This is a genomic window from Microbacterium sp. GW821-FHT01D02, from assembly GCF_059422585.1.
In genome coordinates this window covers 1,562,870-1,582,312 of the sequence record NZ_JBWKXB010000001.1, presented here as the reverse complement: position 1 = coordinate 1,582,312, position 19,443 = coordinate 1,562,870, and the positions used below count along the sequence as shown (strand labels likewise).

The 19,443-nt window shown below is 69.6% G+C and carries 17 protein-coding genes; 9 read left to right on the top strand and 8 right to left on the bottom strand.

Translation table 11 applies throughout. The features are described 5' to 3' along the window. Positions 1-42: 42 nt before the first annotated feature. Positions 43-1,308: an MFS transporter gene (locus tag AC07VM_RS07850; RefSeq protein WP_494910599.1), complete on the top strand. Its 1,266-nt coding sequence runs from the start codon at positions 43-45 to the stop codon at positions 1,306-1,308. On the opposite strand, the gene AC07VM_RS07845 is transcribed toward AC07VM_RS07850, so the two are convergent. Then, positions 1,296-1,781 (bottom strand): hypothetical protein, encoded by a 486-nt coding sequence (locus AC07VM_RS07845; protein ID WP_494910598.1) that lies wholly within the window; start codon positions 1,779-1,781, stop codon positions 1,296-1,298. The two genes, AC07VM_RS07850 and AC07VM_RS07845, sit on opposite strands and share 13 nt — an antisense overlap. Positions 1,782-1,788: 7 nt before the next feature. On the opposite strand from AC07VM_RS07845, the gene AC07VM_RS07840 reads away from it, so the two are divergent. Further along, positions 1,789-1,935, top strand: coding sequence for a hypothetical protein (locus AC07VM_RS07840; RefSeq protein ID WP_494910597.1), 147 nt, complete (start codon positions 1,789-1,791; stop codon positions 1,933-1,935). 154 nt (positions 1,936-2,089) lie between these two features. Continuing rightward, on the top strand, positions 2,090-3,535 hold the full coding sequence (argG, locus tag AC07VM_RS07835) for an argininosuccinate synthase (RefSeq protein ID WP_494910596.1): 1,446 nt from the start codon (positions 2,090-2,092) through the stop codon (positions 3,533-3,535). Between the two features lie 63 nt (positions 3,536-3,598). Here the strand turns inward: argG and AC07VM_RS07830 are convergent, their stop codons facing one another. Then, positions 3,599-4,279: a GntR family transcriptional regulator gene (locus tag AC07VM_RS07830; RefSeq protein ID WP_494910595.1), complete on the bottom strand. Its 681-nt coding sequence runs from the start codon at positions 4,277-4,279 to the stop codon at positions 3,599-3,601. A 222-nt stretch (positions 4,280-4,501) separates the two neighbouring features. Between AC07VM_RS07830 and AC07VM_RS07825 the strand changes: the two genes are divergently transcribed. From AC07VM_RS07825 to AC07VM_RS07805, 5 genes are all read left to right on the top strand, one after another. Continuing rightward, positions 4,502-5,155 (top strand): TetR/AcrR family transcriptional regulator, encoded by a 654-nt coding sequence (locus tag AC07VM_RS07825; protein ID WP_494910594.1) that lies wholly within the window; start codon positions 4,502-4,504, stop codon positions 5,153-5,155. Further along, on the top strand, positions 5,152-6,030 hold the full coding sequence (locus AC07VM_RS07820; RefSeq protein ID WP_494910593.1) for a hypothetical protein: 879 nt from the start codon (positions 5,152-5,154) through the stop codon (positions 6,028-6,030). The genes AC07VM_RS07825 and AC07VM_RS07820 overlap by 4 nt, the downstream gene beginning before the upstream one ends. Then, positions 6,027-7,862, top strand: coding sequence for a YhgE/Pip family protein (locus AC07VM_RS07815; protein WP_494910592.1), 1,836 nt, complete (start codon positions 6,027-6,029; stop codon positions 7,860-7,862). Before AC07VM_RS07820 ends, AC07VM_RS07815 begins: the two co-directional genes overlap by 4 nt. A 116-nt stretch (positions 7,863-7,978) precedes the next feature. Then, a complete protein-coding gene (locus AC07VM_RS07810) occupies positions 7,979-10,630 on the top strand; it encodes a penicillin acylase family protein (RefSeq protein ID WP_494910591.1) in 2,652 nt (883 codons plus the stop codon). Between the two features lie 52 nt (positions 10,631-10,682). Continuing rightward, positions 10,683-11,444 (top strand): alpha/beta fold hydrolase, encoded by a 762-nt coding sequence (locus tag AC07VM_RS07805; protein ID WP_494910590.1) that lies wholly within the window; start codon positions 10,683-10,685, stop codon positions 11,442-11,444. Positions 11,445-11,472: 28 nt separating this feature from the next. On the opposite strand, the gene mnhG is transcribed toward AC07VM_RS07805, so the two are convergent. The 6 genes from mnhG to AC07VM_RS07775 are packed head-to-tail and all read right to left on the bottom strand — an operon-like array spanning position 11,473 to position 17,827. Then, the gene (gene mnhG, locus AC07VM_RS07800; protein WP_267416679.1) at positions 11,473-11,862 is read right to left on the bottom strand and encodes a monovalent cation/H(+) antiporter subunit G; all 390 of its coding nucleotides are present in this window, start codon (positions 11,860-11,862) and stop codon (positions 11,473-11,475) included. Next, positions 11,859-12,128, bottom strand: a complete 270-nt coding sequence (locus AC07VM_RS07795) for an MrpF/PhaF family protein (RefSeq protein WP_267416678.1) — start codon at positions 12,126-12,128, stop codon at positions 11,859-11,861. The genes mnhG and AC07VM_RS07795 overlap by 4 nt, the downstream gene beginning before the upstream one ends. Then, on the bottom strand, positions 12,125-12,715 hold the full coding sequence (locus tag AC07VM_RS07790) for a Na+/H+ antiporter subunit E (RefSeq protein ID WP_267416677.1): 591 nt from the start codon (positions 12,713-12,715) through the stop codon (positions 12,125-12,127). The genes AC07VM_RS07795 and AC07VM_RS07790 overlap by 4 nt, the downstream gene beginning before the upstream one ends. Beyond that, entirely contained in the window at positions 12,715-14,265 is a 1,551-nt protein-coding gene (locus AC07VM_RS07785) for a Na+/H+ antiporter subunit D (RefSeq protein WP_267416676.1), read from the bottom strand. Before AC07VM_RS07785 ends, AC07VM_RS07790 begins: the two co-directional genes overlap by 1 nt. Beyond that, positions 14,262-14,858: a Na(+)/H(+) antiporter subunit C gene (locus AC07VM_RS07780; RefSeq protein WP_494910589.1), complete on the bottom strand. Its 597-nt coding sequence runs from the start codon at positions 14,856-14,858 to the stop codon at positions 14,262-14,264. The genes AC07VM_RS07785 and AC07VM_RS07780 overlap by 4 nt, the downstream gene beginning before the upstream one ends. After that, entirely contained in the window at positions 14,858-17,827 is a 2,970-nt protein-coding gene (locus AC07VM_RS07775) for a Na+/H+ antiporter subunit A (protein ID WP_494910588.1), read from the bottom strand. Before AC07VM_RS07775 ends, AC07VM_RS07780 begins: the two co-directional genes overlap by 1 nt. 120 nt (positions 17,828-17,947) lie before the next feature. Here AC07VM_RS07775 and AC07VM_RS07770 point away from each other — a divergent pair, with 120 nt between their 5' ends. Further along, positions 17,948-19,441 carry a hypothetical protein gene (locus tag AC07VM_RS07770; protein ID WP_494910587.1) on the top strand — a complete coding sequence of 498 codons (1,494 nt, stop codon included), beginning with the start codon at positions 17,948-17,950 and terminating at the stop codon, positions 19,439-19,441. Positions 19,442-19,443 lie beyond the last annotated feature (2 nt).

Genomic DNA, 19,443 nt, shown 5'->3' with positions numbered 1-19,443 from the left:
ACGACGACGACAGAAGCCACGGGCGGACGGAGCGGAGCGGGGATGAGCGACAGACCGGTCGAGGTGCTGCGCGTTCCGGCATTCGCCCTCTTCTGGTCCTCCTCGACGCTCGGCGCCTTCACCGGTGCGGTGACCGCCGTCGCCTTCCAGGTGCTGATCGTCACGACTCTGAACGCCTCCCCGTTCGAGATCGGCTTGCTCAACGCGGCGAACGTCGTGCCCTACCTGCTGTTCGGCCTCATCGTCGGCGCCCTGATGGACCGCTGGCGACGAAAGCCGGCGCTGGTCCTGGCGAGCATCGGCCGCGCTCTCACGCTCGCGCTCGTGCCGGTGCTGTGGCTCACGGGCACGTTGACGGTGTGGTCGTTCGGTGCCCTGTTCCTGCTGTTCGGCGCGCTCACCCTGATCGCCGATTCCGCCGCGCAGCCGATGCTCCCGCGCCTCGTCCCTCGCGATCAGCTGGTCGCCGCGAACGCTCGGCTCGGGCAGGCGGGCACCGTCGCCCAGACGACGGGACCGGCGCTCGGCGGCGCGCTCGTCGGCTGGCTGGGAGCACCGTTCGCCATCCTGATCGATGCCGTCGCGTACCTCGTGAGCGCGGTCCTCCTGAGCCGGATCCGCGTCGAGGAGGCGAAAGCGGCACGCCGGACGGACGGCCGCCATATCGGCCACGACATCATGGAGGGCCTGCGCTGGACCTACTCCCACCGCACGCTCGCCCCGATGGCCGCCTCGATCAACGTCTGGTTCCTCGGCAACAGCATCGCGCTGACCGCCTTCGCCCCGTATGCATTGAGGGAACTGGACCTCGGCGCGCTGATGTTCGGCGCCGTGCTCGCGATGGGCGGCGTCGGGGGCCTGCTCGGTGCGCTCCTCGCGCCGGCCGCGGGTCGGCGATTCGGTGTGGGCGGCGCGGTCCTCGGAGGGCGACTCCTCTCAGCGCTCGCGTGGACGGCGGTCCTCGTCATCCCGCACGCCGAAGACTCGACTCTCCTCGTCGTGGCGATCCCCCTCGGCGTGGGGCAGTTCCTGTTCGGTCTCGGGATGGGGCTCGAGGACCCGAACGAGATGGGATACCGCCAGGCCGTCGCGCCCGACCAGATGCAGGGCCGGGTGAACGCTTCGATCCGCACCGTGAACCGCGTCGCCTTCCTCGTCGGCGCCCTGATCGCCGGAGGTCTCGCGACCGTCTTCGGCTACCGCGTGACGATCGGGGTGAGCGTGGTCGTGTTCGTGGCGGCGGCGGCGATCGTCCTCTTCTCGCCGCTGCGGGTGGCGCGTCACGAGGATGTCGCTCAGTCGGAGTAGTCGGCGTCCGGGGTGACGAACGTCGCCGTGTACTCCTCGGTGCAGGGAGTCAGGACGTACACCTTCCCCCAGCCCCAGCCCATGGACAACGGATCGTCCTGACTGAACCGCGTACGCCGTTCACCCGCCTCGATGACGACCCAGCCCGCATCGTCCGTCCGCCAGGTGGCGTCCCCCCTGACCGGGATCACGTCGCCGTCGAGACACACGCGCCCGTCATCGAGCTTGCGCTCCTCCGACCCGAGCATCAACGCCGACACCTCGGCGGTGCCGTCTTCGTTGAGTGTGAACCCGGCGAGTTCCGAGGCCTCTTCGAAGGCGTGATACGTCGCGGGGAACGCCAGGTGCGCCGCCATGTCCTGCCGCGCGAGCGTCGACCCCCGGAAGGCCTGGACCGCCACGACGACGAGCACGGCGAGAACCGCGCCTCCTGCGATGAACCACCACCATCTCCGGGTCAGCGCTCTCTGCATGAGAGCAATGTATCGATCGACCCTGCGCGCATGCCGGGTATGGAGCGCTCCGGACAACCTCATCGAGAAGGACGCGCGGCTCGTCATCAGAGCCTCCGGCACCACGCTCACACCCGACGACGTCCGCGAGCTCCGCCTTGCCGACCAGCGCTGACCTCCTCCTCGACACGAGCGCCGCAGTGGCTCTCCTCGTCGAAGACAACACGGCGCACGACACGCGATGGGCACGTACGCGGCGATCGGCGTCACCGTGGACCTCGTCTGAGGCGAGACAGGGCGACACGCCGCCCGCCGATAGACTGGAGGGCATGTCCAAGGTCCTCCAGTCCCTGCCCGTCGGCGAGCGCGTCGGCATCGCCTTCTCCGGAGGACTCGACACCTCCGTCGCCGTCGCGTGGATGCGCGAGAAGGGCGCCGTGCCCTTCACGTACACGGGCGACCTCGGCCAGTACGACGAAGACGACATCGCGTCGATCCCGGGCCGTGCGCTCGAGTACGGCGCCGAGGCCTCGCGCCTGATCGACTGCAAGACCGCCCTGGTCGAGGAGGGCTTCGTCGCCCTCTCCTGCGGCGCCTTCCACATCCGCTCGGGCGGCAAGACCTACTTCAACACCACGCCCCTCGGCCGCGCGGTCACCGGCACGCTGCTGGTGCGCGCGATGAAGGAGGACGGCGTCGACATCTGGGGCGACGGCTCCACCTACAAGGGCAACGACATCGAGCGGTTCTACCGCTACGGCCTGCTCGCGAACCCGCGGCTGCGCATCTACAAGCCGTGGCTCGACGCCGACTTCGTCACCGAGCTCGGCGGCCGCAAGGAGATGAGCGACTGGCTCGTCGCCCGCGACTTCCCGTACCGCGACTCCGCCGAGAAGGCGTACTCGACCGACGCGAACATCTGGGGCGCGACGCACGAGGCGAAGACCCTCGAGCACCTCGACGTATCGCTCGAGACCGTCGACCCGATCATGGGCGTGAAGTTCTGGGACCCGTCAGTCGCGATCGAGTCCGAAGACGTCACGGTCTCGTTCGAGGCCGGCCGCCCCGTCGCCATCAACGGCGTCGAGTTCTCCGACCCGGTCGCGCTGGTCCAGGAGGCGAACACGATCGGCGGACGCCACGGCCTGGGCATGAGCGACCAGATCGAGAACCGGATCATCGAGGCGAAGTCGCGCGGCATCTACGAGGCTCCGGGCATGGCGCTGCTGTTCATCGCCTACGAGCGTCTCGTCAACGGCATCCTGAACGAGGACACCCTCGCGACGTACCACGAGCAGGGTCGCCGCCTCGGCCGCCTCATGTACGAGGGCCGCTGGCTCGAGCCGCAGTCGCTCATGCTGCGCGAGTCGATCCAGCGCTGGGTCGGCCTCACGATCACCGGCAGCGTGACGATCCGCCTGCGCCGCGGCGACGACTGGACCATCCTCGACACCGTCTCGCCGAACCTGTCCTACGGCCCCGAGAAGCTGTCGATGGAGCGTGTCGGCGACGCGGCCTTCGGCCCGGTCGACCGCATCGGCCAGCTCACCATGCGCAACCTCGACATCGCCGACTCGCGTGCACGCCTCGAGCAGTACGCGGGCCTCGGCCTCGTCGGCGGCGCGACGGGCGAGCTCGTCGGCCGCGTGACCGCCGGCGAGTCCGCCGAGATCACCGAGTCCGTGCACGGCTCGGTCTCCGAGGCCGACGAGAACCTGGCGGATGCCGTCGACACGGCATCCGAGGGTGCGGCCTTCGACTCCGGCACCGACTGACTCTCGGTTCCGACCGAACCATCGCGCCGACGCCCGGGACACGGGCGTCGGCGCGAACTGCTTCTACGCCTGCGGCGCCTCGGCCTGCCCTTCGGCACGGTCGATGATGTGGGGGAGCACGACGTCGAAGAGGGTCACGATCGCCGCCCGCGTCGAGGCTGCATCGCGCTGACGGATGGCCTCACGGATCGCGACCGTCGACTCCTCGGACGCCTCCCAGTCGAACAGACCACGCGCATGCTGGGTGAAACGACGGATCTGCGGGCCGAGGAACTCGATCACACTCACCCGCGTGGCGTTGCCCTCGATCCGCGCGAAGCCCATGGCGATGGTGCGCATCGCCTGGCCGAAAGCCGGGACGTCGTGCTCGCGGACCGCGACGGACATGTCCTCGGTCAGCTCGACCAGATAGGTGACGTCGTCGGGCCGGATCAGCGGCATCGCATGACGCACCGAGCCGATCCAGATGTCTCCGAACAGGGCGACGGCGTCACGGATGCGGTCGAGCTTGAGCGGCGCGACCCGCGTGAAGCGGTTGCGCTGCATCTCGACGAGTCCCGCTTCGGTGAGACGGGCCAACGCATGCCGGACCGGTGTCCTCGACGTCCCCAGATCCTCCGCGAGCTCGTGGTCGCGGATCGTCTCGCCGGGCCTCAGCTCACCGTTCACGATCGCATCCCGAATCCTCCGGTACACGTCTTCGCTCATCGTCCTGCGCTCCAGCGCACCATCGATGCCTGCCACGTCACACCCTCCTTCGAACACAGCGGTCCCCCCGCTCGATTCGTCCGACACCATCCGACCCCGCGTTTCCGCGTCGATCCGGCATCGCTTCTGCGCCAGCGCGCAACGCGTAACATAACACAATCGCCCTCGCATGAAGCCGAGGGGGCCCCGTTCGATCGAATTCTGTGAGTACTCCGAGTTATCTTGCACAGATATGTGCATGATTCTTATCATGGAGGAATGACAACCCGTGCACCTCGCCGCGACGCCGTCGAGAACCGCGCCGGCATCCTGTCCGCCGCGCGTTCGACCCTGGCCGTCGACCCGCACGCCTCCATCGACGTGATCGCCCGCAGCGCCGGCCTCTCGCGCCGCACGCTGTACGGGCATTTCGACGACCGCGACGCCCTCATCCGCGAGCTGATCTCAAGCGGAGCCCAACGCTTCAACGCCATCGCCGCTTCTGTCGAGGACACCGACGCCCGCCTCGCCTTGGCCCGCCTCGCCGCCCTCCTCTGGCAGGAGGCCGCGCACGTGCAGGTGGCCGCCGCACTGGCCCTCGACGAGACGCACGTGGAGCACACCGCGGCCGCCCTCGCCCCGCTCCGTCGCACCGTGGCCGCACTCGTGCGCCGCGGCCAGGACGACGGGAGCTTCCGCACGGACCTCAGCGCCCCCACCCTCGCCCGCCTGATCGAGGAGATGGCACGCACCGTCGTGTCCCGGACGGATGCCTCCAGCTCCGCAGCCGCCGACCTCGCGGTGCGCACGGTGCTGAGCATCGCCGGGCTGTCCTGGCGCGAGTCGGACGAGCTGCTGGCCGCGCATCCCGACATCACCACCTCCACCCCCGACCCCACCGCCTCCGTTCACGACCAGATGGTCAGCGCATGAAGATCTCCCTGCAGGATGTGAGCAAGGGGCGGGGCGGTCAGGCCCTCCCCACGACGTCGCTGGAGTTCCACACCGGAGCCGTGCGCTTCGCCCTCGCCGAGACCGAGCAGCGCCCGACGGTGCTGGGGCTGATCGCCAGCGGACGCATGCGACCGGAGTCCGGGCAGGTGAGCATCGACGGCACCACCGATCCGAAGGCGCTGCGGCGACGGGTCGCCCTGGTCGACGCCCCCGACGTCAGCGATCCGCATCCCGACATCGCCCTCGCCGGCGTGGTGGGCGAGGAGCTGATGTTCGCGGGCCTCGGAGCCACACCGCTGCACGCACGGCGCTGGCTCTCGCAGCTGGGCTACGCGGAGCTCGCCTCGGTGCCCATCGGCAACATCGACCCCGCCGCGCGCGTCCGCATCCTGTGCGAACTCGCCGTCCTGCGCAAGGGTGTGGAGGGCGTCGTCCTCGTCTCCCCCGACCGCCACGGCGGGAGCCCGGACGGGTGGTGGCGCATCGCCGGAGAGTTCGCGGACCGCGGCTACGCGATGCTGGTGATCATCGGCGGCTCGGCGGCCGTCGCGCTCGAGCGGATGCACGAGTTCGAGGCGATCAACGCCTCCGGCCCGGTCGAGCCCCTGGTTCTCGATGCAGCGGCCGAACCCGACTCCGGAGCCGGCACCGAAGGCGAGATCGAGACCGGTCCCGCGGACGAGGTCGAGGCCGAGATCGGAACCGGCTCGGCGGCCGAGGGCGAGGCCGCTCCGGATCTCGAAGAACCGGAAGATCTCGAAGAAGCAGAAGACCCGGAAGATCCGGAAGAACCGGAAGAGTCCGACGAAGACCCCGAGGCATCCGCCGCGAACGAGAACGGAGATGTGCGATGAAGGTTCCCGCCATGATCGCCGCCGAACTCCGGCGACTCACCGCGAGCAAGATGGGCATCATCGCCCTGATCGCGCTGGTCTGCGTGCCGATCCTGTACGGCGGTCTCTACCTGTGGGCGAACCAGGATCCCTACGCCAAGTTCCCCGAGGTCCCGGTGGCGCTCGTGGTCGACGATGAGGGCGCCCCCGCGCCCACGACGGGAACGGAGCCGGCCACCGGGGAGACCGTGAACTACGGCGAGGACGTCGCCGAGAACCTGATCGAGGGCAATGCCTTCGACTGGCAGCGCATGACGACGGACGAGGCGGCCGACGCGCTGCAGCACGGGGACGTGGACTTCACCGTGACGATCCCCGCGGACTTCTCGACCGCGCTGACGTCCGCGGCCGGCGACGATCCCCACCAGGCCCGCATCGAACTCGAGACGAACGATGCGAACAACTACCTCGCGTCGTCGATGGGCACGCAGGCCGTCGAGAAGATCCGCAGCTCCGTCGCCGAGATGGTCGGCAGTCAGGCCGCGGAACGTCTGCTCACCGGCCTGAGCGACGTGCGCGACAACCTGATCACGGCGACGGACGGCGCGACCAAGCTCGCCGACGGCGCCGGCACGGCCGCCTCGGGCAGCTCGACGCTCGCCGACGGGACCGCGCAGCTCGCCGACGGCACGGCCAAGCTGGCCGCCGGTGCGCAGACGCTCGCGAACGGCGCACAGCAGGTGAGCGCGGGCAATCGGCAGCTCGCCGACGTGGCCGACCGTGCCGGCGCGGCCGTCCAGCAGGCGGCGAACGCCCTGCCCCAGGTGCGCACCGACATCGCCGACGCCCTGGCGGAACAGGGTCTGACCCCGGAGGAGATCGACCAGGTCCTCGCGAAGCTCGATCCGCTCGGCGCACGCCTGCAGGAGGGCAACACGCAGGTGCAGAGCGCTGTCGGCAAGGTCGACCAGCTCGCCACCGGCGCGGCCTCGCTGGCCTCCGGGGCCTCGGACCTGGCGAACGGCGCCGGCACGGTCGCCACCGGCGCCTCCGCCGCGAACGACGGCGCCGTACAGCTGCGTGACGGGCTCGCCACCCTGGCGTCCGGCACGGCGGACCTCCGCGACGGGCTGTCCGACGGCGTCGAGGCGATCCCGTCATCCACTCCCGAACTGCGCTCCCTGCAGGCCGACACGATCGCCGACCCCGTGAAGGTGTCCAGCGACAAGGTCGCCTCCGCCGAGGACTACGGCGCCGGCCTGGCCCCGTTCTTCGCCGCGCTGTCGGCGTGGATCGGCATCTACGCCCTGTTCCTCATCGTGAAGCCGATCTCCCGCCGGGCCATCACCGCGCTCCACTCCCCCGTCCGCATCACGCTCGCGGGCTGGCTGACACCGGCCCTGCTCGGCGCGGTGCAGATGCTCGGGCTCATGGGGATCCTCGCGCTCACACTCGGCTTCACCTTCGACCATCCGCTCGGCACGCTCGGCGTCATGGTGTTCGCGTCGGCGACGTTCGCGGCGATCATCCTGGCGCTGAACGTCTGGCTCGGGTCCGTCGGGCAGTTCCTCGGCCTCGTGCTCATGGTGCTGCAGCTGGTCACCGCCGGCGGCACCTTCCCCTGGCAGACGCTCCCCGCGCCGCTGGCCGCCCTGCACCACGTCCTGCCCCTGGGCTATGTCGTGGATGCGATGCGACAGCTCATGTACGGCGGCGACTACGCCCGCGCCGGTTGGGACCTCGCGGTGCTCGGAGTGTGGCTGGTGGGCGCGCTGCTGCTGGCGATGGCCGGCGTGACGCGGATGACCCACCGCCGCACCCTGCGCGATCTGCAGCCGAGCCTGATCGGGTGAGCGGACCGGGGCGCCCGGCCCGCCGGACGGATATGATGCGAGAGCGCGACCCTGAAACGCGCACTGGGGCTCGGTGGGACTGAGTTCCACCTGTCTACCCGAAAGAGTTCTCGACGATGACGACCGATTCGCAGGAGTCCACCGTACCCACGCACCCTTCCCTGGGCGTCCGCATCGGCCGGATCGCCTTCCTCGTCGTGGCCGGGCTCGTCGTCATCGCGGTGGCGGCGGCGTTCTTCGTGACCTGGACGATCCAGCGCTCGTTCCCGCAGACCGCCGGCACGGTGAAGCTCGAGGGCCTCCGATCCGAGGTCACCGTGCAGCGCGACGACCTCGGCATTCCGACCATCACCGCCGACTCGACGGACGACCTGTTCTACGCCGAGGGGTTCGTGCACGCGCAGGACCGCTTCTTCGAGATGGACTTCCGCCGGCACGTCACCGCCGGCCGCGTCGCCGAGATGTTCGGCGAGTCCCAGGCCGCGACGGACGCTTTCCTGCGGACGCTCGGCTGGCGCAAGGTCGCCGAGGCGGAGGTCGAGGCGATGGACGACACCACGCGCGGCTACTACGAGGCCTACGCCGACGGGGTCAACGCCTACCTCGCCTCGCGCTCGGGAGCAGAGCTGTCGCTCGAGTATGCCGTCCTCGGCATACAGAACCCCGACTACGCCCCCGAGCCCTGGCAGCCCGCCGACTCGGTTGCCTGGCTGAAGGCCATGGCCTGGGACCTCCGCGGCAACATCGAGGACGAGACGGAGCGGTCGCTGCTGGCCGCCGAGCTGAGCGACGGCACGGATACGGCCGCCACCGCCGACGTCCTCGCGAAGCTCTATCCCGACTACCCGTTCGATGAGAACCCGGTCATCGTGCCGAAGATCTCGACGGTACCCGCGCTCGGGACCGATGCCGAGCCCGCGGCCTTCGTGCCGTCCCCGTCGGATGACGAGGTCCAGCAGGCGACCACCACCGTGGAGTGGAAGGAGACGGCGAACGTCATCGAGGCGGCGAGCGAGCTCGTCGGCGATGTCGGCGAAGGCATCGGCTCGAACTCCTGGGTCGTCTCCGGCAACCTCACGGAGAGCGGCATGCCCCTGCTCGCGAACGACCCGCACCTCGGCGCGTCCCTGCCCTCGGTCTGGTACCAGGTGCAGCTGAAGTGCTCGACCGTCGACGACGACTGCCCGTTCGACGTGGGCGGCTTCTCCTTCTCGGGTCTCCCCGGCATCGTGATCGGCCACAACCAGCAGGTCGCGTGGGGGTTCACGAACCTCACCACCGACGTGACCGACCTGTACGTCGAGCGCATCCAGGGCGACGAGTACTGGCGCGACGGCGCGCTCGTCCCGCTCGAGCAGAGCACCGAGACGATCAAGGTCGCCGGGGGCGACGACATCGAGCTGACGATCCGCTCGACCGTGCACGGCCCCATCATCTCGGGGCTCACCGATGACTTCACCGCCATCGCCGACGACCCGGAGCCGGCGCTCGAGGAGGGCACCGACGCCCCCACCGCGCTCCCCGCCCCGGTCGACGGCACCGAGTACGCCGTCAGCCTGCGCTGGACCGCGCTCGATCCCGGCACGACGGCGACGGCGATCTTCGCCCTCTCCACCGCCCAGGACTTCGAGGACTTCCGCTACGCCGCATCCCTCTTCGACGTGCCGGCGCAGAACCTCATCTACGCCGACACCGACGGCAACATCGGCTACCAGACGCCGGGGCGACTCCCGATCCGCGGGGCCGGTGATGGATGGATGCCGCAGCCGGGTTGGGACAGCAGCTACGACTGGACGGGCTTCATCCCGTTCGAGAAGCTGCCGGTGTCCTACAACCCGGGCTCCGGGTACATCGTCACCGCGAACAACGCCATCGTGACCGACGACTACTCCTACTTCCTCTCGCGCGACTGGGACTACGGCTACCGCGCGGCGCGGATCGCCCACCTCATCGAGCGACGTGCCGCCACGGCACCGCTGACCGCGCAGGACATGCGCGACATCCAGATGGACGACGAGATGTGGATCGGCAAGCACCTGGCGACGGCGATGAGCGACGTCTCGGTGTCCGGTGCCGGGCCCACGGAGGCGGTCGAGCTGCTGCTCTCCTGGGACGCCCAGAACACCGCGTCCTCCGCAGCGGCCGCGTACGCGAACGTGCTGTGGTCGAACCTCGTGCAGAACATCTTCGGGAAGCGCGAGCAGCCCCTGCCCATCGACGGTCAGGGACGACTGTTCACCGTGGTCGCCGACATGCTCGAGGACCCGACGGATCCGCTGTGGGTCAACCCGCAGATCGACGTGGACGGGATGGACGCCATGCTCGCCCTCTCGGCCGAAGAGGCGTACGACGAGCTCTCCGCACTGCAGGGCACGATCGTCTCGCGCTGGAACTGGGGCGACCTGCACGCCATCACCCTGACCAGCGACACGCTCGGCTCCTCCGGCATCGCCCCCATCGAGGCCCTGTTCAACCGCGGACCCTTCCCGGTGAGCGGCGGCGCCTCGGTGGTGAACGCGACCGGGTGGGATCTCGGCACCTCCTACGCCACGACCACCGTGCCGTCCATGCGCATGGTGATCGACCTGTCCGACTTCGACGCGTCCACCTGGAACCACCTCACCGGCGCGTCCGGCCATGCCTTCCACGAGCACTACATCGACCAGACCGCGGACTGGGCGGTCGGCGAGCAGACGCCGTGGGCGTGGTCGTCCCATGCCGTGGATGGCGCGACGGTGGACACGCTGGTGCTGGCGCCCGCCGGCTGAGAGCGGGACGCCCCTGAGAAAGAGGCGCAGGATGCTCGGCTAGCGTTGAGGGGTGCCATCCAGTTACCTCGCCCCGAAGGGCACCATCGCCACCCTCCTGGAATTCGAGCACGGCGGCGCGACGCTCATCGCCGAGAGCTTCGGTGAGGGACCGCACACCTACCTGCTGCTGCACGGCATCGGGATGGGCCGCAGCGTCTACCTCGACGTCTTACAGCGCCTCGAGGGCCGCGTGATCGCGCTCGACCTGCCGGGTTTCGGCGAGGCACCCGAGCCGACCCGCACGCTCACCATGGAGCGGCACGCCGATCTCGTCGCGGCCTATCTGCGCCACGTGGACGCGGACCCGGTCGTCGTGATCGGCCACTCGATGGGCAGCCAGATCGCCGCGGAGCTCGCAGCCCGGCATCCCGAGCTCGTCGAGGGCGTGGTGCTGGCGGGCCCCACCGTGAACAAGGCGGCCCGCAACATCGGCGCCCAGGCGCGGTATCTGCTGACCGACCTGGTCGGCGAGCGGCCGCTCGTGATCTGGCGCGGAGCCCGGGAGTACCTGCGCGGCGGTCCGCACCTGATCCGCAAGATGCGCGCGACCATCGTGCACGAGCCGGAAGACGCCTTCGTGCGCATCGAGTGCCCGGTGCTGGTGCTGCGCGGGGAGAGCGATCCCCTCGCCCCGATGAGCTGGTGCCGTGAGATCCTCGACGCGATCCCCGGGGCCGAGCTCGAGGTCATCCCCGACCACGGTCACGGCACCCTGATCAGCGACTCCGAGCCCGCCGCGCGCCTCATCCACGAGTTCGCCGCACGCCTCTGAGCCCGGTTCCGGCTCCTCGGCGACGGCGTCAGCCGGCGGCGGGCGGGGTCTGCTTCGACTCGGCCAGCTCGTCCGCGACGAGACCGCGCTGCTCGATCGTGCCGTTGCGGTACGCCTGTCGGCCGACCATGTGCGCCGAGAGCGGGGCAGTCGCGAACTGCATCAGCACCACGGGGGCCACCAGCACGAACCCGAGCAGGATGCCGCCGATCGAGCGCTGCGACAGGGCGATGGCGATGCAGATGAGCAGCAGGCCGAGCACCTGAGGCTTGGTGGCCGCGTGCAGCCGCGACGGCACGTCGCGGAAGTGCAGCAGTCCCACCGCAGCCGACAGGCAGAGCACGGCTCCGAGCAGGATCAGCACCAGGACGGCCACGTCGATGACGGCATCCGGGATCATGAGACCGAAGACGTTCATGAGGTCGTGTTGTCCCTTCTCGCGACGAAGCGGGCGACGGCGATGGAGCCGAACACCCCGATCGCGGCGATGATGAGGAGCACGGGGATGTTGCGGGTGTGACCGTTGATGGCCATCTCCGCACCGAGCACGCACATCACCTCGGTGAGGAGCACGTCGGAGGCGACGGCACGGTCGAGGATCGACGGACCGCGCACGATGCGGATGAGCGCGAGGATGGCGGCGATGCCGAACACCACCATGATCAGCAGGAGCAGGATGTTCATCGGGCACCGCCCTTCATCGATCCGAGTCCGGCGCGCTGGTCGGCCTTGAGGGCACGGTACTGCGCGGGGTCGCCCAGCGCACGCACGACTCGGCGCTCCCACGTGAGCACCCCGGCGCGCTGCTTCTCGACATCGGCCCGGTTCCTGACCCCGATCACGTGCAGGTACAGGATGCGCCGGTCTCGATCGGTCTCGACGACGAGAGATCCGGGGATCAGCGACGACACGACGGCGACGTGCGTCATCACCAGGTCATCGGCGTAGCGCAGCGGCACCGCGATGATGGCCGTGCCCGGCTGCCGGCGGAAGTCGAAGACCTGCACGGTGACCGAGAGCGCACCGCTGAGAACCGCCCACAGGAACTGCACGACGAAGAGCGCGGCGTACCAGAGGTTCACGCGACCGGAGAGCGCGACCGTCGGCAGGCGGAAGACGCGGGTCACGAAGATCGCGACGACGAGACCGGTGAGGAACGACAGCACGGTGAACTGCGCCCACAGCAGCATCCAGAGCACGACGAGCCACGCGAGGAACGGCAGCTGCACCCGGATGTCCCGCCAGAGGTGGCGCTTGGTGTCGCGACCCATCAGCCCACCTCCTCTTCCAGCTGCACGAGGCTCACGGGCTGCAGCAGGGCGGCGCCGATGCGGTCGCAGAGCGCGTAGAGCGGGCCGGCGAAGATCGTCAGCGCCAGCGTGACCGCGACCATCCCGCCGGTCGCGACCGTCATGATCTTCGGGATGCGGCGGGTCTCCTGCTGCTCGTCGGCGGCCGGAGCGTTGCCGAGGTAGGAGATGCGGCCCTCGGTCTCGGTCGAGTCCTCCTCCTCGCGCCAGAACGCGAGGTTCCAGGCGCGCATGAGGGCGTAGAGCGTGAGCAGCGAGGTGATGATGCCGCCGAAGATCAGCACGATCATGAGCGGGGTGCCCACGGACGCCGCGGCCTCGAACAGCGCGAACTTGCCGATGAACCCCGAGAACGGCGGCAGGCCACCGAGGTTGATCGCCGGAACGAAGTAGAGGACGGCGATGACGGGCGCGACCTTCAGCAGGCCCTTCACGCGCAGGATCGAGGTGCTGCCCGCTCGACGTTCCACGAGCCCGACGGCGAGGAACAGGGTCGTCTGCACGACGATGTGGTGGACGATGTAGTACACCGTCGCGCCGATGGCCGCGGGGGTCGCTATCGCGAGACCGAAGATCATGTAGCCGACATGGCTGACCAGGGTGAACGACAGGATTCGTTTGAGCTCCGCCTGCGCGACCGCGCCGAGCACCCCGACGATCATGGTCGCGAGCGCGATGATCAGCAGCAGCGTGTCGATGCTGTTCGAGGCGAAGAGCTGCGTCTCGGTGCGGATCAGCGCGTAGACGCCGACCTTGGTCAGCAACCCGGCGAACACCGCGGTGACCGGGGCCGGCGCGGTCGGGTACGAGTCGGGCAGCCAGAACGACACCGGGAAGATGGCCGCCTTGATGCCGAAGGCGACCACGAGCATCAGGTGCAGCACCAGCTGCGTCTCCTGCGGGAGCTCGGACATACGCTCGGCGATCTGCGCCATGTTGACCGTGCCGAGCGCGCCGTAGATCATCGCGATCGACGCGAGGAACAGGATCGACGAGACGAGCGAGACGACGATGTACACCGCGCCGGTGCGGATGCGCGACTCGGTGCTGCCCAGCGTGATCAGCACGTAGGACGCGACGAGCAGGATCTCGAACCCGACGTAGAGGTTGAAGAGGTCGCCCGCGATGAAGGCGTTGAAGATGCCGGCCGCGAGGATCAGGTACGAGGGGTTGAAGATCGAGATCGGGGTCTCGTCCGTGCCGTCCGCGGCGCCCTGACCGATCGAGAAGAGGAGGACGGCGAGCAGCACGATGCTCGATACGAGCACCAGGAGCGCGGCGAGCCTGTCGACGTACAGCACGATGCCGAACGGGACGGGCCATCCGCCGACCGAGACGGCCAGCGGATCGCCGGAGTCCACGACGACCAGCAGGATGGCGGCGATGACCGAGACCGCGGCGAGGGTGGCCACCGTGACGACGACCTGGAGCCGCGGGTTGCGTCCGAAGACGAGGGTGATCGCGGCACCGAGGAGCGGCAGTCCGACGAGGAGGGGGACGAGGGCGGTCATGGCCTGTCCTCCTCTTCGTCACGGTCGTGGGGTTCATCGGGGCGCGCCTGGTCGCCCTCGGCTGAGCGCGAGGAGGGTTCGCTCCCCCAGCCGGTGGGGGCGTCGAACGGAGCGTCGTCGTGGATGGCGGGGTGGTCGCGCATGTGCAGCACCGTGATCGGCGCCGTCTGCACCCCGACGAAGTCGGTGGTCGCCTCGTCGTCGTCGGTCTCGGACTCGTCGTCCATGAGGTCTTCGTCGGCGTCGGTGCGCTCACGGAGCGCGATGTCGGCCTCGTCGTCCTCGACGGTGTCGGCCTGGCCCAGCTGCCAGGAGCGGTAGATCAGCGCGAGGAGGAACGCCGAGACCGCGAAGGTGATCACGATCGCGGTGAGCGTGAGGGCCTGCGGGAGCGGGTCGCTCATCTCGCCCTCGGTGCCGAAGAACGGCGCGTTGCCCGGCACGCCCATCACGATCAGCAGCAGCAGGTTCGTGGCGTTGCCGAGCAGCAGGAAGCCGATCAGCACGCGGGTCAGGCTGCGCTCCAGCATCGCGTACACGCCGCACGCGAAGAGCACGGCCATGATGACGATCAGGGTGAGGGAGACGTCCATCAGCTGTTCCCTCCGCCCCGCGAGAGGAAGCCCTCAGGACCCGGCGTCGTGCGCAGGGCGGCCTGACGGTCGACCTCGGCGCCGAGGCTGCGCAGCACGTCGAGGACCAGGCCGATGACGACGAGGTACACGCCCACGTCGAAGATCGTCGAGGTGACGAACTCCATGTGCCCGATGCCGGGGATCTCCCACTCCCAGAACGAGCTGGTCAGCGGCGCGAGGCCGAACAGCAGCGGGACCACCGCGGTGCCCACGGCGAGGATGAGGCCGGTGCCGAGCAGTCGACCGGCATCCGTCGGCGCGGCGGCGCCCAGCTCCCAGCGTCCGCCCGCGATGTAGCGCATGACCAGGGCCATGCCCGCGACGAGCCCGCCCGCGAAGCCGCCGCCGGGGAGGTTGTGGCCGGAGAACAGCAGGAAGATCGACACCACGATGATGGTGTGGAACAGGATGCGGACGATGACCTCGAGCAGGATCGACCGGTTCTCCGGCTTCATCTTCTGACCGCCGACGAGCCAGGCGCGCGGGCTGCTCTCGTTCTCGGTGGTCTGGAAGCGGATGCCCTCGGTGGTCTCGACCAGCGGACGGCTGCGAGCGGCCTTGCGCGTCGCCCGCGGCAGGTTCTTGGTGGCGGCGAGCAGGTCGGCGCGGTGGGTGACGAACACGAGGGAGGCCACGCCGGTCGCGGCGAGCACGAGCACGGAGAGCTCGCCCATGGTGTCCCAGCCACGCAGATCGACCAGCGCGACGTTGACGACGTTCTTGCCGTGACCGATCTCGTATGCGAGCGTCGGGAACGCCTCGGAGATCGGATCGGCGATACGGGACTGGGTGGCGACGACCGCGACGAAGGCCATCGTCACACCCACGCCGATCGCCAGCAGGGCACGGGGGATCCGGCCCACCGACGCGTTGTGCTCGCCCATCCGCGCGGGAAGGCGGCGAAGCACGAGCGCGAAGGTGACCATGGTGACCGTCTCGACCAGGATCTGGGTGAGCGCGAGGTCGGGGGCGCCGCTGGTCGCGAACAGCACCACCATGCCGAGGCCGGTGACCGAGACCAGCACCACGCCGGTGTACCGCTTCTGCGCGCGGACGGCGAAGATACCGGCCGCCGCCATGATCGGCGCCACGACGATCTGGGCAGGGGTGTGCCAGAGGGAGAGGTTGTACCGGTCGATGTCGCTCGCGATCAGGGCCGTGACCTCGGCAGCGACGAACACGACGAAGATCGTGCCCACGTAGACCGGCAGCGAACCGCGCTGCGTGAGGGTCGTGCTGAGGACCGACAGCCGGTCGACGCCGCGCATCACCAGGTAGTACACGTCGGCCGCGGTGAAGCGCAGCATGCGGGCCTTGCGGTCCCAGCCGGTGCGACGCGTGAGGAGGAACAGCCCGATGCCGAGGAGGATCGACAGGATCGAGATGCCGAGCGCGGGCTCGAAGCCGTGCCAGAGCGCGAGGTGCCCCGGGCCCTCGACGGCGGCACCCGCGTGGTCGAGCCCCGGCGTCGCCGTGACCGCGTAGCCGTGCAGGGCGACGTCGAGCGCGGGAGCTCCGATGCCGGCGGCGAGCGTGACGCCGGCGAGGATGATCGGCGCGGACAGGAAGCCGACGGGCGGGTCGGGCCACGCGGTGTCGGGGAGCTGCTGCCCCGACTCGTCGCGCTTCTTCCAGAACGCGCCCCAGAGGAAGCGGACGCCATATGCCGCAGTGAGCATGGATCCGAGGATGATGCCGATGAGCGCGACGAGGCCCCACGGGGAGCCGCCGATCGCGTCGTCGAGGAGGGCCGTGAGGGTCGACTCCTTCGCCACGAAGCCGATGGTCGGAGCGATACCCGCCATGGAGGCGACGGAGATGAATGCCGCCGTGGCCATGACCGGTGCCTGCCGCCCCACGCCGGACAGCTCGTTGATGTCACGGGTGGACAGTTGGCGGTCGATGACGCCGACGATGAGGAACAGCGCGGACTTGAACAGCGCGTGCCCGATGACCAGGGCGAGACCGGCGAGCGCTGTCGCCTGCGTGCCGTATCCGACGACCACAGCGAAGAAGCCGAGCTGGCTGACCGTGCCGAACGCGAGGATGCGCTTGAGGTCGGTCTCGCGCAGCGCCTGGATGCCGCCGAGCAGCATCGTGAGGATGCCGAGCGTGATGACGATGGGCCGCCAGGTGGCACTGAACGCGAAGATCGGGGCGAAGCGGGCGATGAGGTAGATGCCGGCCTTCACCATGGCGGCCGCGTGCAGATACGCGCTCACCGGTGTCGGCGCAGCCATCGCGCCGGGGAGCCAGAAGTGGAACGGGAACAGCGCCGACTTGCTGATCGCGCCGACGAGGAGCATGACGATCGCCGCCTCGACGATCGGCCCGGTGGGTGCGATCTCAAGGATCTCGCGGATGCTGGATGTGCCGGCATCGACGACCAGCAGCACCACGCCGACGAACATCACGAGGCCGCCGAGTGTGGTCACCAGCAGGGCCTGCAGAGCGGCACGACGGCTGGCGGCACGGCGGCGGTAGTGGCCGATCAGGAGGTACGAGAGGATGCTCGTCACCTCCCAGAACATGACGAGCATCACCAGGTCGTCGGTGAGCACGAGTCCGTACATGGCTCCCGCGAAGCCGAGGAGGACGCCGGCGAACTGCCCGATCCCCACGGTGTCCTCGTAGAAGTACCAGCGGCAGTAGAGCAGCACCAGGGCGCCGACACCGGTGACGATCAGCGTGAGCACCCAGCCGAGCACATCCATGTTCATGGAGAGGCTGATCCCCAGCTGCGGAATCCACTCGTAGGTCTCGAACGGCACCGGTCCGTCGAGCACCTGCGGCGTCATGACGAGCGCGTGCACGAAGGCGGCCGCCGGCACGAGGGCCGCGATCGCGAATGCCTGGGCCCCGAGCCAACGCACCAGAACGGGCATCAACAGCGACCCGAGCAGGAACACGGCGAGGAGCAACAGCATATACGCGGCTCCCTCGGGGGTCGTCGGCCTCACGGCTCAGGCGGGGGGTGTCCCTGTCAGTTTACCGGGGCGAGAAGGTCCCGCGGTCCGCGTCTTGCACGATCGTGCAAGAGTTGTCGCATGCGGGGGGTCTGGTTGCGGGAGCTTTCCGGGTGGCTCGGGGCCCTGGCCCTGGCCGTGATCACCACCGCGCAGGTCGCCTCCTCCGCCCGATCGGAGCTGCTGTTCCGCGACGGGGATTCCCTGATCGTGGCCATGTTCGCGCGGTCCCTCCTCTCCGGCCAGCCGCTGGACTGGGCGATGTCGAGCGTGCTGTTCCTGCCCGAGTCCGCGGTGTTCGCCGGCCTCGATTCCGCCCTGCCTCTGGATGTGGACGGTCTGCTCGCGACGAGCGCCGTGGTGAACCTGATCGCGCTCTACGGAGCTCTCCGACTCGTCGCGGGGCGGCGTCGCCGCGGGTCGGCGCCCGTGGCGTGGTCGCTCCTGGGGCTCACCGTGTTCGCGGTCCTCGCCGTGACGGAGACATCGGCGTCGCGGGATGCGCTCGAGCTCGCGTCTCTGCAGCTGACGACCACCTACTACGCCGCGACGGTGGTCGCGGTCGTGCTGTCGGTCGGTCTGGCCCGACGCCTCATCGATCGCGACGGCGGCGGCCTCGGATTGTTCATCGCCCTCTTCTCGACGGCTGCCGTGTCGACGCTGTCGAATCCGCTGTACGCGGCCTGGGCGACGGTTCCGCTCGCGCTCGTCCTCGCCGTGACGATGATCCGCTCCCCACGGAGGCCGCGGATCGCGATGCTCCTGGTGACGCTTCTCGCCGGCACCATGATCGGCTTCGTGGGTCGCATTCCGTTGCAGGCATGGATCGCCAACACGGGGGCGGGGTACGTGCAGCCCGGGCTGTGGAGGGAGTCGCTGGAGTACTACGCCGGCCTTCTCGCGGAACGTCTCTCCTCGCCCGGCGGAGTGGTCGGCTGCCTGATCGTGCTCGCGCTCCTCGCGCTCGCGGTCGTGCGTTCGGTTCGCGTCCGGGAGGACGGAGCCCGGCTCGTGGCGGTGATGGCCTGGCTGGCGCCCGTGCTGGTGGGGATCGGGGCGATCGCGCTCGGGACGCACGCCGCCCGCTACCTGCAGCCCCTCGCCTTCGCGCCCGTGCTCGCGCTGGTCGCGGCTCCGCACGCGTGGCGGATGCCGTTCCGCTCGGTCGTCGCGGGCGCCGCCGCCGTCCTGCTCGTCGTCGCCGGCGCCCTGAGCATCCCGCGGCTCGCCACCGCCGCGGGCGCCGAGGACCCCGACCTCGTCTGCGTGACCGACTGGGTGAACGCGTCCGGCCGCACCGGTGGCGGGCAGTTCTGGACGGTGCGGCTGCCCAAGCTGCATCTCGACGACCCCGCCCGGCTCGTGCAGGTCGATCATGAGCTCAACGGCTACGCGTGGCTGGTGAACCGGCACGACTTCGACGTCGGCGAGGTGTCGTTCCTGGTCGAGGATGCGCAGACCGTTCCGTGGAGCCTCCCCGTACCCGCCGTCCCCGACGAGGTGGTCGACTGCGGTCGCTACCGCATCCTGGACTTCGGGGACACCCTGCTGCCGCTCGGCCCGCAGCGCAGCTGAGG

Coding starts and splice junctions, on each gene's coding strand:
- AC07VM_RS07775 (WP_494910588.1), bottom strand. CDS start 17,827: ATGCTGTTGCTCCTCGCCGTGTTCCTGCTCGGGTCGCTGTTGATGCCC.
- AC07VM_RS07770 (WP_494910587.1), top strand. CDS start 17,948: ATGCGGGGGGTCTGGTTGCGGGAGCTTTCCGGGTGGCTCGGGGCCCTG.
- AC07VM_RS07785 (WP_267416676.1), bottom strand. CDS start 14,265: ATGACCGCCCTCGTCCCCCTCCTCGTCGGACTGCCGCTCCTCGGTGCC.
- AC07VM_RS07845 (WP_494910598.1), bottom strand. CDS start 1,781: ATGCAGAGAGCGCTGACCCGGAGATGGTGGTGGTTCATCGCAGGAGGC.
- AC07VM_RS07840 (WP_494910597.1), top strand. CDS start 1,789: ATGTATCGATCGACCCTGCGCGCATGCCGGGTATGGAGCGCTCCGGAC.
- argG (WP_494910596.1), top strand. CDS start 2,090: ATGTCCAAGGTCCTCCAGTCCCTGCCCGTCGGCGAGCGCGTCGGCATC.
- AC07VM_RS07815 (WP_494910592.1), top strand. CDS start 6,027: ATGAAGGTTCCCGCCATGATCGCCGCCGAACTCCGGCGACTCACCGCG.
- mnhG (WP_267416679.1), bottom strand. CDS start 11,862: ATGAACGTCTTCGGTCTCATGATCCCGGATGCCGTCATCGACGTGGCC.
- AC07VM_RS07810 (WP_494910591.1), top strand. CDS start 7,979: ATGACGACCGATTCGCAGGAGTCCACCGTACCCACGCACCCTTCCCTG.
- AC07VM_RS07825 (WP_494910594.1), top strand. CDS start 4,502: ATGACAACCCGTGCACCTCGCCGCGACGCCGTCGAGAACCGCGCCGGC.
- AC07VM_RS07850 (WP_494910599.1), top strand. CDS start 43: ATGAGCGACAGACCGGTCGAGGTGCTGCGCGTTCCGGCATTCGCCCTC.
- AC07VM_RS07820 (WP_494910593.1), top strand. CDS start 5,152: ATGAAGATCTCCCTGCAGGATGTGAGCAAGGGGCGGGGCGGTCAGGCC.
- AC07VM_RS07780 (WP_494910589.1), bottom strand. CDS start 14,858: ATGGACGTCTCCCTCACCCTGATCGTCATCATGGCCGTGCTCTTCGCG.
- AC07VM_RS07795 (WP_267416678.1), bottom strand. CDS start 12,128: ATGAACATCCTGCTCCTGCTGATCATGGTGGTGTTCGGCATCGCCGCC.
- AC07VM_RS07790 (WP_267416677.1), bottom strand. CDS start 12,715: ATGGGTCGCGACACCAAGCGCCACCTCTGGCGGGACATCCGGGTGCAG.